Origin of the sequence: Leifsonia sp. Root4, assembly GCF_001425085.1 — a bacterium.
Taxonomy (GTDB): Bacteria; Actinomycetota; Actinomycetes; order Actinomycetales; family Microbacteriaceae; genus Microterricola.
The window spans coordinates 1-14,397 of sequence record NZ_LMDN01000005.1 but is presented as its reverse complement, the minus strand read 5'-3'; the positions used below and the strand labels follow the sequence as shown (position 1 = coordinate 14,397).

Annotated in this window: 10 protein-coding genes; 5 read left to right on the top strand and 5 right to left on the bottom strand. The window is 68.5% G+C overall.

Annotated elements, in window-relative coordinates:
• Positions 1–44 precede the first annotated feature (44 nt).
• Both eno and hisS read right to left on the bottom strand, forming a co-directional pair.
• On the bottom strand, positions 45–1,325 hold the full coding sequence (eno, locus tag ASC66_RS15820; RefSeq protein WP_055841855.1) for a phosphopyruvate hydratase: 1,281 nt from the start codon (positions 1,323–1,325) through the stop codon (positions 45–47).
• Between the two features lie 115 nt (positions 1,326–1,440).
• Entirely contained in the window at positions 1,441–2,718 is a 1,278-nt protein-coding gene (gene hisS / locus ASC66_RS15815) for a histidine--tRNA ligase (protein WP_055841851.1), read from the bottom strand.
• A 153-nt stretch (positions 2,719–2,871) separates the two neighbouring features.
• Here hisS and ASC66_RS15810 point away from each other — a divergent pair, with 153 nt between their 5' ends.
• Entirely contained in the window at positions 2,872–4,944 is a 2,073-nt protein-coding gene (locus ASC66_RS15810) for a hypothetical protein (RefSeq protein WP_157509828.1), read from the top strand.
• A 57-nt stretch (positions 4,945–5,001) separates the two neighbouring features.
• Here the strand turns inward: ASC66_RS15810 and ASC66_RS15805 are convergent, their stop codons facing one another.
• Positions 5,002–5,535, bottom strand: a complete 534-nt coding sequence (locus ASC66_RS15805; protein ID WP_055841842.1) for a ferritin — start codon at positions 5,533–5,535, stop codon at positions 5,002–5,004.
• A gap of 98 nt (positions 5,536–5,633) precedes the next feature.
• On the opposite strand from ASC66_RS15805, the gene ASC66_RS15800 reads away from it, so the two are divergent.
• Both ASC66_RS15800 and ASC66_RS15795 read left to right on the top strand, forming a co-directional pair.
• On the top strand, positions 5,634–6,590 hold the full coding sequence (locus tag ASC66_RS15800) for an ABC transporter ATP-binding protein (RefSeq protein ID WP_055841839.1): 957 nt from the start codon (positions 5,634–5,636) through the stop codon (positions 6,588–6,590).
• Entirely contained in the window at positions 6,587–7,693 is a 1,107-nt protein-coding gene (locus tag ASC66_RS15795; RefSeq protein WP_055841836.1) for an ABC transporter permease, read from the top strand. The genes ASC66_RS15800 and ASC66_RS15795 overlap by 4 nt, the downstream gene beginning before the upstream one ends.
• 84 nt (positions 7,694–7,777) lie before the next feature.
• Here ASC66_RS15795 and ASC66_RS15790 read toward each other — a convergent pair whose 3' ends face one another.
• Entirely contained in the window at positions 7,778–8,434 is a 657-nt protein-coding gene (locus ASC66_RS15790; RefSeq protein ID WP_055841832.1) for a nucleoside triphosphate pyrophosphohydrolase, read from the bottom strand.
• Between the two features lie 163 nt (positions 8,435–8,597).
• Here ASC66_RS15790 and ASC66_RS15785 point away from each other — a divergent pair, with 163 nt between their 5' ends.
• Together ASC66_RS15785 and ASC66_RS15780 are read left to right on the top strand one after the other, a co-directional pair.
• On the top strand, positions 8,598–9,815 hold the full coding sequence (locus ASC66_RS15785; protein WP_082492421.1) for a Na+/H+ antiporter NhaA: 1,218 nt from the start codon (positions 8,598–8,600) through the stop codon (positions 9,813–9,815).
• Positions 9,816–9,827: 12 nt separating this feature from the next.
• Positions 9,828–10,145 carry a hypothetical protein gene (locus tag ASC66_RS15780; protein ID WP_157509827.1) on the top strand — a complete coding sequence of 106 codons (318 nt, stop codon included), beginning with the start codon at positions 9,828–9,830 and terminating at the stop codon, positions 10,143–10,145.
• Positions 10,146–10,460: 315 nt separating this feature from the next.
• Here the strand turns inward: ASC66_RS15780 and mfd are convergent, their stop codons facing one another.
• Positions 10,461–14,183, bottom strand: a complete 3,723-nt coding sequence (gene mfd / locus ASC66_RS15775; protein ID WP_055841823.1) for a transcription-repair coupling factor — start codon at positions 14,181–14,183, stop codon at positions 10,461–10,463.
• Positions 14,184–14,397 lie beyond the last annotated feature (214 nt).

Here is a 14,397-nt window from a genome sequence, read left to right as displayed (position 1 = left end):
ATGGGCCGGGTGCTTGCTGCGCGGCAGAAACCGCTCGAGGCGAGTTACGCGGTGAAGCGCGGGAACGCGCTGCGGCCGGCGTAAACGGCGGCCTCACCGAGCTCTTCTTCGATCCTCAACAGCTGATTGTACTTAGCAACGCGCTCGCTGCGAGCAGGCGCACCGGTCTTGATCTGGCCGCAGTCGGTTGCGACGGCGAGATCGGCGATCGTCGTGTCCTCAGTCTCACCCGAGCGGTGCGAAAGGATTGCGGTGTAGCCGGCGCGCTGCGCGAGGGCAACGGCATCCAGCGTCTCGGTCAGGGTGCCGATCTGGTTGACCTTCACCAGGATCGAGTTGCCGGCACGGAGCTGCAGGCCCTTGGCCAGGCGCTTCGGGTTGGTCACGAACAGGTCGTCACCGACGATCTGCACCTTGTCGCCGAGCTGAGCGGTGAGGTGGACGTAGCCGTCCCAGTCCTCTTCCTCCAGCGGGTCTTCGATCGAGACCAGCGGGTACGCCTCGACGAGCTCGGCGTAGTAGGCGACGAGCTCCTCGGCCGAGAGCTGCTTGCCCTCGAAGTGGTAGCTGCCGTCCTTGAAGAACTCGGTCGCGGCAACGTCGAGCGCCAGGGCGATGTCCTTGCCGGGCACGTAGCCGGCGATCTGGATGGCTTCGACGATGAGGTCGAGGGCGGCACGGTTGCTGGGCAGGTTGGGGGCGAAGCCACCCTCATCGCCGAGGCCGGTGGCCAGGCCCTTCGACTTCAGCAGGCCCTTGAGGGCGTGGTAGGTCTCGACGCCCCAGCGCAGTGCCTCGCTGAAGGTCTCGGCGCCGAGCGGCACGATCATGAATTCCTGGATGTCGACATCGTTGTCGGCGTGCGAACCACCGTTGATGATGTTGAGCAGCGGAACGGGAAGGGTGTGCGCGTTCGGGCCACCGAGGTAGCGGAACAGCGGCAGGTCGAGCGAGTCGGCCGATGCCTTGGCCACGGCCAGGCTGACGCCGAGCATCGCGTTGGCGCCGAGGCGGCTCTTGTTCTCGGTGCCGTCGAGCTCGATCAGTGCGGCGTCAAGCACGCGCTGCTCGGTGGACTCGATGCCGTCGATCTCGTCGCCGATCTCGTCGAGCACGGCGTCGACGGCCTTGAGCACGCCCTTTCCGCCGTAGCGGGCGGGGTCGCCATCGCGCAGCTCGTAGGCCTCGAACGCACCGGTCGATGCGCCGGAGGGCACACCGGCACGTGCAACGGTGCCATCCTCCAGCAGAACCTCGACCTCAATGGTCGGGTTTCCACGGGAGTCCAAAATTTCGCGAGCGCCAACAGCCTCGATCAGAGCCACAACTATCTCCTTGAGTAAGGGGGGTTTTGGGGATGTGGAAAACATCGTCGTGATCCGCTGCCAGTCTACTCACGCAGGGCAGCGGCCGCCGATCAGCAGCCGTTCAGCCGCCCGTTCAGCCGCCGAGCGCCTTGAACTCGAGCGCGCCGGCGTCCGTCACGCCCTGCCCGAGCAGGGCGAAACGGGTGAATCCGTCGGCCTCGGCCCGCTCCAGCAGCGCCTTCAGGTTCTTGCTGCGCTTCTCAAGCCGCACCCGCGTTCCGGATGCCACGAGCTGACGCTTGAGCGCCATCAGCTCGGCCGGCGCGGCATCCTTCTCGTGCACGATCACGACGGCGTCCGCGGTGCTGGCCGCGTCCTCTGGCAGCAGGTCGACGATGCGCTCGAAGCCGATCGAGAAGCCGCAGGCCGGAACGTCGGTGCCGAGGAAACGACCGATCATGCCGTCGTACCGGCCGCCGCCGCCGAGCGAGTACCCCAGTTCGGGGTGGGCGATCTCGAAGATGGTGCCGGTGTAGTACCCCATGCCGCGGACGAGTGTCGGGTCGAAGACGAGATCGACGCCGGGCAGAGCCGCCCGAAGCGTGAGCAGCTCGGAGTATGCCTGCTGGTCGAGCCAGGCCGGCGGCGGCGTGACGCCGTGCAGCAGCTCCCAGCCCGCGTTCGCGATGCCGTCGAGCGTCTCGGCGATGCCATCGGCGTCGGTGTTGTCGACCGTCACGCCGAGACCGGCCAGCTCGGTGGCCACGCCTGCTGCACCGATCTTGTCGAGCTTGTCGATGGTGATGAGCGCCCGTTCGAACAGCGTCTCTGCGACGCCCCAGTGCGTGAGCAGCGCGGAGAGGATCCGGCGGTCGTTGATGCGGATGCTGCACCCGCTGAGGCCGAGGGCCTCCAGCGTGCCGGCGGTCGCACCGATCAGTTCGATCTCGGCCAGCTGACCGGCCTCCCCGATGATGTCGATGTCACACTGCATGAACTGGCGGTAGCGACCCTTCTGCGGCCGTTCGGCGCGCCAGACCGGGGCGATCTGGATCGACCGGAACACGCCGGGCAGAGCCGCGCGGTGGGTGGCGTAGAAGCGGGCAAGGGGAACGGTCAGGTCGAAGCGCAGCCCGAGGTCGGCCAGGGCGAGGGTGTCTCCCGATGCCGCCGCTGCTGCAAGGTCGTCGGGGCCGAGTCCGCGCTTCATCACGGCGAAGGCGAGCTTCTCGTTGTCGCCGCCGAGCCCGGAGTGCAGCCGCGCCGCGTCCTCCATGACCGGCGTCTCGATCTCGTCGAAACCATGGGCGGCATAGCTCGCCCGGATGATCCCCAGCGCGTGCTCGCGGCGGGCTTTGTCGGCGGGAAGGAAGTCGCGCATGCCTCGCGGCGGGGTCACAGTCTGGGCCATGTCCCTATTCTTTCAGCACCGCCGATTCTTTGAGCACCGCCGAGCGCTGGCCGACGACACCGCCGGGGTATATCTTTCGTTCACGGATCCCCCGGCGCACGCCTGTGCACCGTGGGTCACGCAGTGCACGGATCGAGCAGTGCAGGAGCAGCCATGCGAATTTCCCGCCGCGGCAGGCAAGCGACCGCGCCCGTTGCCGCTGCCCCCGCTCCCGCAGTGGCCGCTTCGCCGCTGCCCCTCTCCCCCGCCGAGCACGGCGTGATGATCGAACGGCGGGAACCCGACGCCGCTCCGACGCCGGCAGAGCATCGCGCGGTCGACGCCGACATTGCTCTCGTCGTCGTGCACGGCATGGGGCAGGCGACGCAGGGCAGCACGCTGCTCGAGTGGGCGGAACCGCTTCTCGGGCGCGCGGACTGGATCGCCAAGTACGCCCATGTCACCGAGCCCGGCCTGCACGAGCGGCCGATCGACGACGGCTGGGCCCCCGGCGTGACGGTGATCGGGTCGGTGCTGTCTGGGCCCGGAACACCGTACGTCGTCGCCGACGCGGTCTGGCGAGATGCCTCAGCCGACGATGAGGATGCACCGAGCACGCCCGGCCAGCGCCGCCGCATCGCCATCCTCGAGGCGCGCTGGTCGGAATCGTTCGTTCCGATGACGCGCAGCGAGGTGTTCCGCTGGGGCGCGCGCTTCCTCTGGCGGGTGTTGTGGCGCATGTTCCGACAGTTCGCCCGCACGCTCGTGCGCGTGCCCTCCTTCGGCACGCGGGCAGCCAGCGCGGCGACCAGGCCCCCGACCAGACAGACGGCGGCCGCGCACGTCGATCCGCCGCGTGGTCTGCTTCGCCGGCTGTTCTCGGGCCTGCTCATGCTCTTCGGCGTGCTGCTCTCCGCCGGCCTCGCCGTTGTGCTCCTGGCACTCGGCGCGCTCCTCACGCTGATCCTGCCGCTGCTCAGCCCCCTCATGCTCATTCCCTTCGTGAAGAAGCACGTTCAGAACGTCGTCGACGCCCTGGTGGCGTTCGTCGGGGATGTCGGCACGTGGCGTGAGCGGCCGCTGCGCGCCGCCGCCATGCGGATGGCGGTGCAGGACCGCATCGTCGAGGCTCACGGCATGCTGAGCCCCGGCGGGGAGATCGTCGTGCTGGCACACTCGGAGGGCGCCGCGATAAGCGCGGAGACCCTCTTCGTCGACATGGCGCCGCTCCGCTTCAACGTGACCCAGCTGCACACCGTCGGCGCTGCGAACACCCTGCTCGGCACGCCGCGCGGTGGCTTCGGCTCGAGCCGCGAGGGGCACTGGGTGCGCGAGTGGCTCGCGAACTCCGCGCTGCCGGATGGCGGCCTCGTGCGTTGGCACAACTACTGGGCGATCTGGGACCCCTTCGCGGCCGGGCCGCTCGGCGATTCGACGGCGGCGCGGGCCGCCCGGTGGAAGGGCAGCTATGTGCTCGGGGCCGGCGATGAGGTGCCGGGGCCGAGCGAGCACGCCGTGCACAACACGAGCATGCCCGTGACCGACCACCAGAGCTACTCGGGGAACACGGCCCAGGTGATCGACCCGGTGGCGAGGGTGTTGCTCGGCGACGGCCTGCCCGCCGAGAACGAGGCCGCCGCGCGCACGAGCGTTGCGCAGAGCGTGCTCATCCGGCGCAGTCGCGGCGCGAACCTCATCAGCTCCGTCGTGATTGCCGCGATGCTGCCGTTCGTTCCCGGGGTCCAGGCCGCCGTGATCGCCGCACTCAGCTGGGCTGTGGCGGTGATCAACTCGGTGCTGGCGTGGCTCCAGCTCGAGCTACGGCTCGATGTGGCAACGATCACGGACGACGCCGGGGAGCGTCTCGACGTCTGGCCGGCCGTGATCGGCGTCGTCCTGGCCGCTGCGCTGCTGATCTGGTTGAACTCGCTCTATGCCAGCCGTTCGGAACGTCAGGCGGTGTGGGAGCGGCTCTCGCCGATGGCTGCCCAGCGCTGGTTCCGGCAGGAGCTGCTCGTTCGTGCGAGCTATGCGGTTGCCGCGGCACTGGCCGTTGCGCTCGCCATCGCGGCGGCCGCGCCTGTGGCGCTGCCGTTCGCTGCGACGGCCATCGCGATCGTGACGCTCAGCGTGATCATCGCCCCGAATGTCGGTGCGCTGCCGTTCACCGTGCCTGAACGCCGCGTCGCAGAGCAGCGCATCGCTGAGGAACCGGCCGCCCCGGCATCCGAGGAGCATGGCGTCTGAACGACGAACGGTGCCTCCCCGAAGCGGGGAGGCACCGTTCGTGTGCTCGATCGGACCCTAGAGCGCGCCGCCGGCGGCCTGGGGGGCGTCGGAGTCGACGCCGCCGTCGCCGATGGTCTCTCGGGCGACGAAGTTCTCGAGGTCGAAGAGGTTGTCCTTTGCGCGCTCCGCGATGGTGAGCAACGTGCTCATCGATGCGACTTCTTCGACCTGCTCCTTGAGGAACCAGAGCATGGCCTGCTCACCGAGGGCGTCGCCATCGCGGCGTGCGGCCCTGAACAGCTCCTCGATCTGGGTCGTCACCTGCTTCTCCTGGCCGAGGGCCAGCGCCACCGGCTCGACGACGTTCGCGAAGTCGTTCTGCACGGCGGGGATTCCGGGGATCGTGATCGGCACGCCACGGTCGAGGCTGTACTGCACGAGCATCATGGCGTGGTTGCGCTCCTCCACCGACTGCCGGTAGAAATGCGCGGCCAGCTGCGGCAGGTCGTGGGCGTCGAACCACACCGCGATCGCGATGTACTGCTGCGACGCGGCAAACTCGTTGCCGATCTGGATGGTCAGGAGTTCGTTGAAGGTCTTCTCGCTCATAACTGTGACGCTAGCGCCGCAAACGCCCGCTGGCTAGGCAGGACAGGCTAGCCTGAGACCACTTTCAGTCAGGCGAGCATCGGGGCGGTACGCGGATCGTGACAACAGTCGACGGCACGGCGGGGATCAACGTCAGCGGGGTGAGCCGGAGCTTCGGCGACGTGCACGCGGTACGGAACGCGTCGCTCGAGGTTCGCCCCGGTTCTGTCACCGGGTTGATCGGACCGAACGGCGCGGGCAAGACGACGCTGATGCTGATGCTCGCCACCCTCTTGGCGCCGGATGCCGGCAGCATCCGCATCGCCGGATACGACCCGCTCGCCGATGCCGCCGCGGTGCGCGCCCGCATGGGATGGATGCCCGATGTCCTCGGAGCCTGGCCGACGCTCAGCGTGCGGCAGGCCATCGAGACCACGGGCAGGCTCTACCGGATGCCGCGCGAGCGGGCCGCCGTGCGGGCGGTCGAACTGCTCGCCATCACCGGCCTCACGCCCCTGGCCGAGCAGCCGACGCGGGTGCTCTCGCGCGGGCAAAAGCAGAAACTCTCCCTGGCGCGCGCACTCGTGCACGACCCCCAGGTGCTGCTGCTGGATGAGCCGGCATCGGGCCTTGATCCAGCGGCGCGCGCCGATCTGCGGGCACTCGTGCGCCGGCTCGCCGGTGAGGGCACGGCGATTCTCGTCTCGAGTCATGTGCTCTCCGAGCTCGACGAGATGGCGGACTCCGCGGTGTACCTGGCCGGAGGGGTCACGGCGAGCGCCGAGCAGATCGCCCGAGCCCAGAACAGCCGACGGCAGTGGCGGGTGCGTGCACTCGACCCGGCGCGGCTCGCCGCGGCCATCGGCGCGGTCGGACTCGGCGCCGAGCGCGTCGCCGTCGACAACGTCGGCACATTGATCGCCTTCGCCGATGAGGCGGAAGCGGCCGAGACGCTCGGGCGCCTGGTCGCGGCCGGCGCACAGATCAGCGACTTCGGGCCGGCCGTCGGCGAGATGGAACACACCTTCCTCGACCTGAACCGGGCGGGCACCAACGGACAGGAGGGTCAGGCATGAGCGCCACGGTCGCGGCATCCGCCCGCCCACCCTTCTGGAGCGGCCTCCGGTTGATCGTCACCCTCGAGCTGCGCCAGCGCGTGCGCGGCGTGGCCTGGTACGTGCTGCTCGGCGTGTTCTTCGTGATCGTCGGCCTCGTCACGGTGCTGCTCTGGTTCGCCACGAACGCCCTCGAATCCGGCGGCGGGGGCATGTTCTCCACGATCATCTTCTTCGTGCTGCTGCTCGGCAGCCTCGTCTCGCCGGCGCTCAGCGGCAACGCGATCAACGGTGACCGTGACTCCGGCGTGCTCGCCACGACCCAGGTGACGTTGATCACCACCTGGCAGCTGGTGCTCGGCAAGTTCGTGGCCGCCTGGCTGACGGCGCTCGCGTTCCTCGTGGCCGCGCTGCCGTTCCTGCTCGTGGCGGTGGTGCTCGGCGAGGTCTCCTTCGGCACCGTCGCCATCTCGACGCTCGTGCTCGCCCTGGAACTCGGCGTGATCGCCGCGATCGGTGTCGGGCTGAGCGGCATCCAGACCCGGCCGCTGTTCTCGATCGTGACCACCTACCTGGTGATCGCCGCGCTCAGCGTCGGCACGCTCATCCTGTTCGGCCTGGCCGGACTCGCGACGCAGTCGACGGTGACGACGACGTCGAGCGACTTCGACTGGAACAACCCGCCGGCCGACGAGGCGAACGGGCGCTGGACGTGCACCGATCCCGTCGTCCACGAGTCGAGCGTGCCGCGCTTCGACTACTACTGGGGCGTGTTGGCCGCCAACCCCTACGTCGTCGTCGCGGATGCCGCACCGGGCAGTTTCGACGAGCTCGGCAACCCCACCGACCTGTTCGGGTGGATCGCCACCGGCGTGCGTTCGGCGCAGCACTCCCCGGAGCTCGACACCGTCTACGACGCCTGTGCGGACGGCGGATCGCCGCAGGACTTCAACGGCAGCGGCGGCGACTACCCGACGGCCGAGGAGATGTACAACGACGCCGTCCCGTCGTGGTTCGTCGGTCTGAGCATCCACCTGCTACTCGGCGCCGGCGCACTGTTCTGGGCGTTCACGCGCACCGACACCCCGGCGAAGCGCCTGCCGACGGGCAGCCGCGTGGCCTGACCGGAGGATCTCGGCCCGCATCGCCGGCGGTTCTTGAGGTTGCCTTGGTTCGGGCTGCCGCCTTTCGTGACGCTTCGCGTCACGCTAGAGCGTGGTCTCGGCCTCGCGGATCTCGTCCTGGAAGTCGCGCAGCGTGCTGCGCAGCGCGCGCTCGGCGTCGAGTCCGCGCGCCTTGGCGCCGGCGACGATGGCGAGCAGCATGGGGCCGAGCTCGTCCTCGCTGGTGAATGGGATCCCGCCGTCGGCGTCCTCGATCAGTCCGATCTTCTGTGCCCGGCCCAGCAGCTTGTCGGCCAGGGCCAGCGACGGCATGCCCTGCGGGATCCCGTCGAGCACGCTGGAGCGCTCCGGCTTCTCCGCGGCCTTGAGGTCGTCCCAGAACGCCACGACGTCTGCGGAGGTCTCGGCCACCCGATCGCCGAAGACGTGCGGATGCCGACCGATCAGCTTCGCGTTGAGGGCGGCCGCGACATCCTGAACCGTGAAGTCCTCCCCCGCTGTGGCTGCCGCGATGTCGCTGTGCAGGATCACCTGGTAGAGCACGTCTCCGAGTTCCTCGATCATCTCCTCACGACTGCCGGCCTCGATGGCGTCGACGAGTTCGTGTGTCTCCTCGACGAGATACTGCACGAGCGAGGCGTGGGTCTGCTCGGCGTCCCAGGGGCATCCGCCCGGTCCGCGCAGCTTCGCCACCGTTGCAATCAACTCGTCGAGTGGGGTGGCGGCGATCGTCTCAGTCATGCATCCAGCCTAGGCGGCGGGCGTTCACTTCGACGCTGAGCTGCACGTCGGAGCCGGCATCCGCCGACCGCCCCGCTAAACTCGTCAGTGGTGAGCCGGGAAGTCTGGTCGGCGGGCAGCAATGCTCAATGACGTCGACCGAACCCAATCAGGAGGGCCCTTCGTGGCTATTTTCCGTTCCGAACGCTACGCAGCCATGCTGCTGCTGGCTGCTGCCGTGCTGGGCCTCGTGCTTGCCAACAGCGCCGTCGGCCCCGCGCTATTGGCCTTCAAGGGCGAACATCTCGAACTGCCGTGGCTGGGCCTCGACATCTCGACCGGGCACTTCGTCAGTGACGGACTGCTCGCGATCTTCTTCTTCATCGTGGCTGTCGAGCTCAAGCGCGAACTCGCGATCGGCGAGCTGAACAGCCTGAGCAAGGCGGCCCTGCCCGCCGTCGCCGCGCTCGGCGGGGTTGTCGTTCCGGCCGGAATCTACCTGCTCATCACCGCAGGCTCCGGGTGGGAGAACGGCTGGCCCGTGCCGACCGCGACCGACATCGCATTCGCTCTCGGCTTGCTCGCCATCTTCGGCAAGGGCATCCCGACCCGGGTACGCGTGTTCCTGATGGCGCTTGCCGTGCTCGATGACCTGGTGGCGATCCTCATCATCGCGTTCTTCTTCACCAGCAGCGTCGAGCTGAACTACCTGGGCTTCGCCGCCGTGACGCTCCTGCTCTTCTCCGGCGTGAGCCGGCTGCTCCGCCCCCGCTCCGGCTACATCCTTGCGCGCAAGCCGCAGTGGCCCCTCATCATCGCGATGTGGGTGCTCGCCGTGCTCACCTGGTACTTCGTGTTCCAGTCCGGCGTTCACGCCACGATCGCGGGTGTTCTGCTCGGCCTCGTCATGGCGCGGCGTCCCGGCGGTCGCGCGGTGCACACCCTCGAGCCGTACTCCAACGGCATCATCCTTCCGCTGTTCGCGTTCTCTGCCGCCCTCGTCGCGATCCCCGCGGTGAGCGTGAGCGAGCTGAGCCCTGCCTTCTGGGGCATCCTTGTCGCGCTGCCCGTTGGCAAGCTCCTCGGCATCACCCTTGCGGGGTGGCTTGGCGGGCTGTTCGCGGGCAAACGCTCCGGCGTCGGGCTCAAGATCGGCGATCTTCTCGTCGTCGCGTCGCTCGGCGGAGTCGGTTTCACCGTCTCGCTGCTCATGAACGAGCTCGCTTTCGCCAGCAACCACGAGGTTGTCGACGAGGGAACGATCGCCGTGCTCGTCGGCTCCGGCATCGCCATGGTGTTCTCGGCCGCCTTCGTGAGCTGGCGTGCCGCCCAGTACCGGTCCGGCAAGATCTCGGCCTCCGCCGCGGAGGAGCCGGACCCCGAGACGGCTCCGCTCTTCTAAGCTCGTATGGACATGCATACTCCCGATGACCACTCCGATTCGACCGAGCCCGCCTCGCACCATCTCTCGGCCGAGCTGCGCCCACGCGAGACGCCGCGCGGGATCCGCGGTGTTGTCCACACGGTCGCCTATCTCGTCGGCACGAGCCTCAGCCTCGGCAGCCCGTCTGTGGCCGACATCATCGTGGTGCGCACGGCGACGGGCAACGAGGTGTTGCGCAGCAGTGCCGGGGACCTCATCGAGGCCGACACCCTGTTGCAGCAGATCCAACTCGACCTCGAGGCCATGACGGTCGGCGAGTTCCTCGCCGAGTGGGGTCACATCAGCTGAGCAGCGCCCGCTGACTGAGCGCACCACTCCCGCTGAATGAGCCTGTCGAAATCAGGGTTTCGACAAGCTCAACCAGCGGGGTGAGGGCTCAACCAGCGGGGTGAGGGCTCAACCAGCGGGGTGAGGGCTCAACTAACTGTGTGGCTCAACCAGCGGGGTTTCCGCGTGTGTCAGGGCTTCGGGGGCGGCCTCGTTCCTCGGCTGCTCCCTCAAGCCAACGTGGGACTGCACGATGGCTCGAGCGAGCGGCGCAGCGACGAAGGAGCAGCGACGCACGCGAAGCCCCGAGCGTGTCTGCGGGTCGGGTTGCCAAGCCTACTCGGCGGGCGCTGCCTTCTCTTTCACCACGACGGGCGGCGGGAAGATCGCGGTGAGCAGCTGGCTGACCCACGCGATCAGCGCCGCATCCGGATTCGCGTCGTCGCTCAGATCCGGCAGCGGCACCGAGAGCACGCCCTGCTGCGCGAAGTACCGCGAGCCTGGGTACATGCGCTGCAGACGCACCTGGATCGAGTCCGGCAACGTCGCCTGGGCGACGCGCAGCTTGTCACCCATCGCGACGACCTCGCTGAGACTGGCGCGCTGAGCCTGCCGACGCAGCGTCGAAACCGCGATGAGCGTCTGCACGGGGGCCGGCGGCTCGCCGTAGCGGTCGGTGAGCTCCTCGAGCACGTGGGCGATGTTCTCGTCCTTGGCCGCGAGCGAGCTGGCCGTGGAGAGCTTCTGGTAGGCCTCGAGACGCAGACGCTCGCTGTCGACATACTCTTCAGGGATGTGGGCGTCCACCGGGAGCTCGAGGCGCAGTTCGGTCTGCCCCTCCGCGACGTCGCCGCGGAACGTCGAGACGGCCTCGCCGATCATGCGCAGGTAGAGGTCGAAGCCGACACCGGCGATGTGGCCGGCCTGTTCTCCGCCGAGCAGGTTGCCGGCACCGCGGATCTCGAGGTCCTTCAGTGCCACCTGCATGCCGCTGCCGAGCTCGTTATTCGCGGCGATCGTCGCCAGGCGGTCGTGCGCGGTCTCGCTCAGCGGGGTGTTCTCGTCGTACAGGAAGTAGGCGTATGCACGCTCCCGACCGCGGCCCACGCGGCCGCGCAGCTGGTGCAGCTGGCTGAGTCCGTACTTGTCGGCCCTGTCGATGATGATCGTGTTGGCGTTGGCGATGTCGAGGCCCGTCTCGATGATCGTGGTCGAAACGAGAACGTCGAACTTGCGCTCCCAGAAGTCGGCGACGACCTGCTCGAGCACGGCCTCGGAGAGCTTGCCGTGCGCGACGGCGATCCGCGCCTCCGGAACGAGCTCGGCCAGTTGGGCGGCGACCTTGTTGATGCTCGACACCCGGTTGTGCACGAAGAACACCTGGCCCTCGCGCAGCAGCTCGCGGCGGATGGCGGCGCTCACCTGCTTGTCGGAGTACGGCCCGACGAAGGTGAGAATCGGATGCCGGTCCTCCGGCGGTGTCGCGAGCGTCGACATCTCGCGGATACCCGTCACCGCCATCTCCAGCGTGCGCGGGATCGGTGTCGCGCTCATCGCGAGGATGTCGACGTTGGTCTTCATCTTCTTGAGCGAGTCCTTGTGCTCAACACCGAAGCGCTGCTCCTCATCGATGATGACGAGCCCGAGATCCTTGAAGATGATCGACGACGAGAACAGCCGGTGCGTGCCGATGACGACATCCACTGTGCCGTCGAGCAAGCCCGCGATCGTGTCGGCGGCTTCCTTGTCGCTCTGGAAGCGGCTGAGCGCGCGCAGGTGCACGGGGAAGCCGGCGAAACGTTCCTGGAAGGTCTCGAAGTGCTGCTTGACGAGCAGCGTGGTCGGCACGAGCATCGCGACCTGTTTGCCATCCTGCACCGCCTTGAACGCGGCGCGCACGGCGACCTCGGTCTTGCCGAAGCCGACGTCGCCGGAGAGCAGGCGGTCCATCGGGATCGGCTGCTCCATGTCGGCCTTGACCTCGTCGATGGTCTGCAGCTGGTCGGGCGTCTCTGCGTACGGGAAAGCCTCCTCCAGCTCCCGCTGCCACGGGGTGTCCGGCCCGAAGGCGTGTCCCTTGGCCGACATCCGCGCCGAGTAGAGCTTGACCAGCTCCACGGCGATGTCGCGCACGGCCCTGCGGGCCTTCGTCTTGGCGTTGCTCCAGTCGCTGCCACCCATCTTGCTGAGCGCAGGAGCCTCGCCACCGACGTAGCGCGAGAGCAGATCCAGCTGGTCTGTGGGCACGTACAGCCGATCCCCCGGCTGGCCGCGCTTGGACGACGCGAACTCGAGCACCAGGTACTCACGCACGATCGTCGGAGCCGCGGCGATCCCGGCCGTGCGCGACGGCCCCTTCGGGCGGCTGCCGGCGGCGACGGTGCGCTGCGTCATCTCGATGAATTTGCCGATGCCGTGGGTCTGGTGCACGACGAAGTCGCCGGCCTCGAGCTGCAACGGGTCGACGACGTTCTTGCGGCGGCTGGCGAGCTTCTTGACCTGCCGGGAGTCGTAGCCGACCGCCCGGCCGTAGAACTCGCTCTCGCTGATCAGGGCGAGCTTGGCCTCCTCGATCTCGAATCCGTGGGCCGCCTCGGCCTGGAGGATGTAGGCCAGGCCCGCGGCGGGCTCCTCGGGGAAGGAGTCGACGATCCGCGCGGCGAGGCCACGCTCCGCCAGGACATCGTTGGCACGTTCGACGAGGCCGTGACCGCCGGCCACGATAGCCACGCTCCACCCCTCGCGCAGACGCGCTGCCACGTGGTCGATCGCTCCGCTGACATTGCCCTGGAAGCTCGGAACGACCTGGCTCTGCACGCGCACCGCGCTGCCGACCTCGAGATCGGCGACGAGCTCGGCGATGCTCGTGCCCTCGGCCTCCGCGATCGCCGCCAGCGCGTCACCGGCGTTGAACACCGAGAGGGTCCACCACGGGTGATCGGGGGTCTTTCGGCCCGGCGCCCCGAGCCGCACGGCATCGCGGACGGCGTTCAGGGTGAGGAAGTCGCCGGATGCCAGATCGATCGGAGCCTCGGCGCCGAACGTCGCAGCACTCCACGCAGCGGAGAGGAACTCCCGGTTCGTCTCGGCCAGGCTCACCGCACGGCTGGCGACGCGCTCCGGTGAGAGCACGGCGACCGCGGCTCCGTCCGGCAGGTAGTTCGTCATCGGCACCAGCTTGTCCACGAGTGCCGGCGCCAGACTCTCCATGCCCTCGACCGGGATGCCCTCGGCGATCTTCGCGAGCATCTGGGAGAGGCTCGGGAACTCGTGCAACATCTCGCGGGCGCGTTGGCGCACCGGCTCGCTCAGCAGCAATTCACGGCTGGGCGGCAGCAGCACCCGGCTGACGGCGTCGGGCAGCGAGCGCTGATCGGCCACGGAGAACGCACGGATCTGTTCGACCTCGTCGCCGAAGAAGTCCACGCGAACGGGGTGCTCCGCCACGGCGGGGAAGACATCGAGGATGCCGCCGCGCACGGCGAACTCGCCCCGCCTGGTGACCATGTCAACCCGGGTGTAGGCGAGATCGACGAGCTGCGCGGCGAGCTTGTCCAGACGATAACCGCGGCCACCGGCGACGAGCTCGATCGGCTCGAAGTCGGTGAGATTGTCGGCGACGGGCTGCAGCGCGGCGCGGACCGATGCGAGGATGACCAGCGGATGCGGCGGGGTCCCGCCCGCATCGGCGGCCATCTGCCACTCCTGCTGCCAGCTGCGCATCCGGCGCAATGCGAAGAGTCGGCGGCCGACGATCTCGGCGCTCGGGCTCAACCGCTCATGCGGGAGCGTCTCCCAGGCGGGGAACTCGATGATCTCGGCGTCCGGTAGGTAAGCGGCGAGGTTACTGTGGAGCGTCTCAGACTCGCGTCCTGTGGCCGTGACGATGAAGAGCACGGGTGGCTTCCCCGCCTCGCGACGGCGCTCGAGCAGGGCTGCCAGCAGGGGTGGGTTGAGACCTTCCGCGAGCGAGAAATCGGCGTCGCGAGCGTACTCCCCGAGGGCCGCTTCGAATGTGGAGGCGCGCGAAAGCGCACGAGACAAGCCCTGAAGTATCACCCTGAGAGTCTACGCACCGCCGGGCGATGGCGGGTTAACGCACGAAGCCACCCGGGCGGGTGGCTGGTGGTCGGGCGAGCTGACACGCCCGCAATCGGTGGTGCTTAACGAAAGAAAGCCACCCCCTGGGGGGTGGCTTTCTTCCAAAGTAAGTCCGGCGGTGTCCTACTCTCCCACAGGGTCCCCCCTGCAGTACCATCGGCGCAGAGAGTCT

Bases quoted from the DNA above. Each gene is read 5' to 3' on its own strand.
- hisS (WP_055841851.1), bottom strand. From the start codon at position 2,718: ATGGCCCAGACTGTGACCCCGCCGCGAGGCATGCGCGACTTCCTTCCC.
- ASC66_RS15810 (WP_157509828.1), top strand. From the start codon at position 2,872: ATGCGAATTTCCCGCCGCGGCAGGCAAGCGACCGCGCCCGTTGCCGCT.
- ASC66_RS15805 (WP_055841842.1), bottom strand. From the start codon at position 5,535: ATGAGCGAGAAGACCTTCAACGAACTCCTGACCATCCAGATCGGCAAC.
- ASC66_RS15795 (WP_055841836.1), top strand. From the start codon at position 6,587: ATGAGCGCCACGGTCGCGGCATCCGCCCGCCCACCCTTCTGGAGCGGC.
- ASC66_RS15790 (WP_055841832.1), bottom strand. From the start codon at position 8,434: ATGACTGAGACGATCGCCGCCACCCCACTCGACGAGTTGATTGCAACG.
- ASC66_RS15780 (WP_157509827.1), top strand. From the start codon at position 9,828: ATGCATACTCCCGATGACCACTCCGATTCGACCGAGCCCGCCTCGCAC.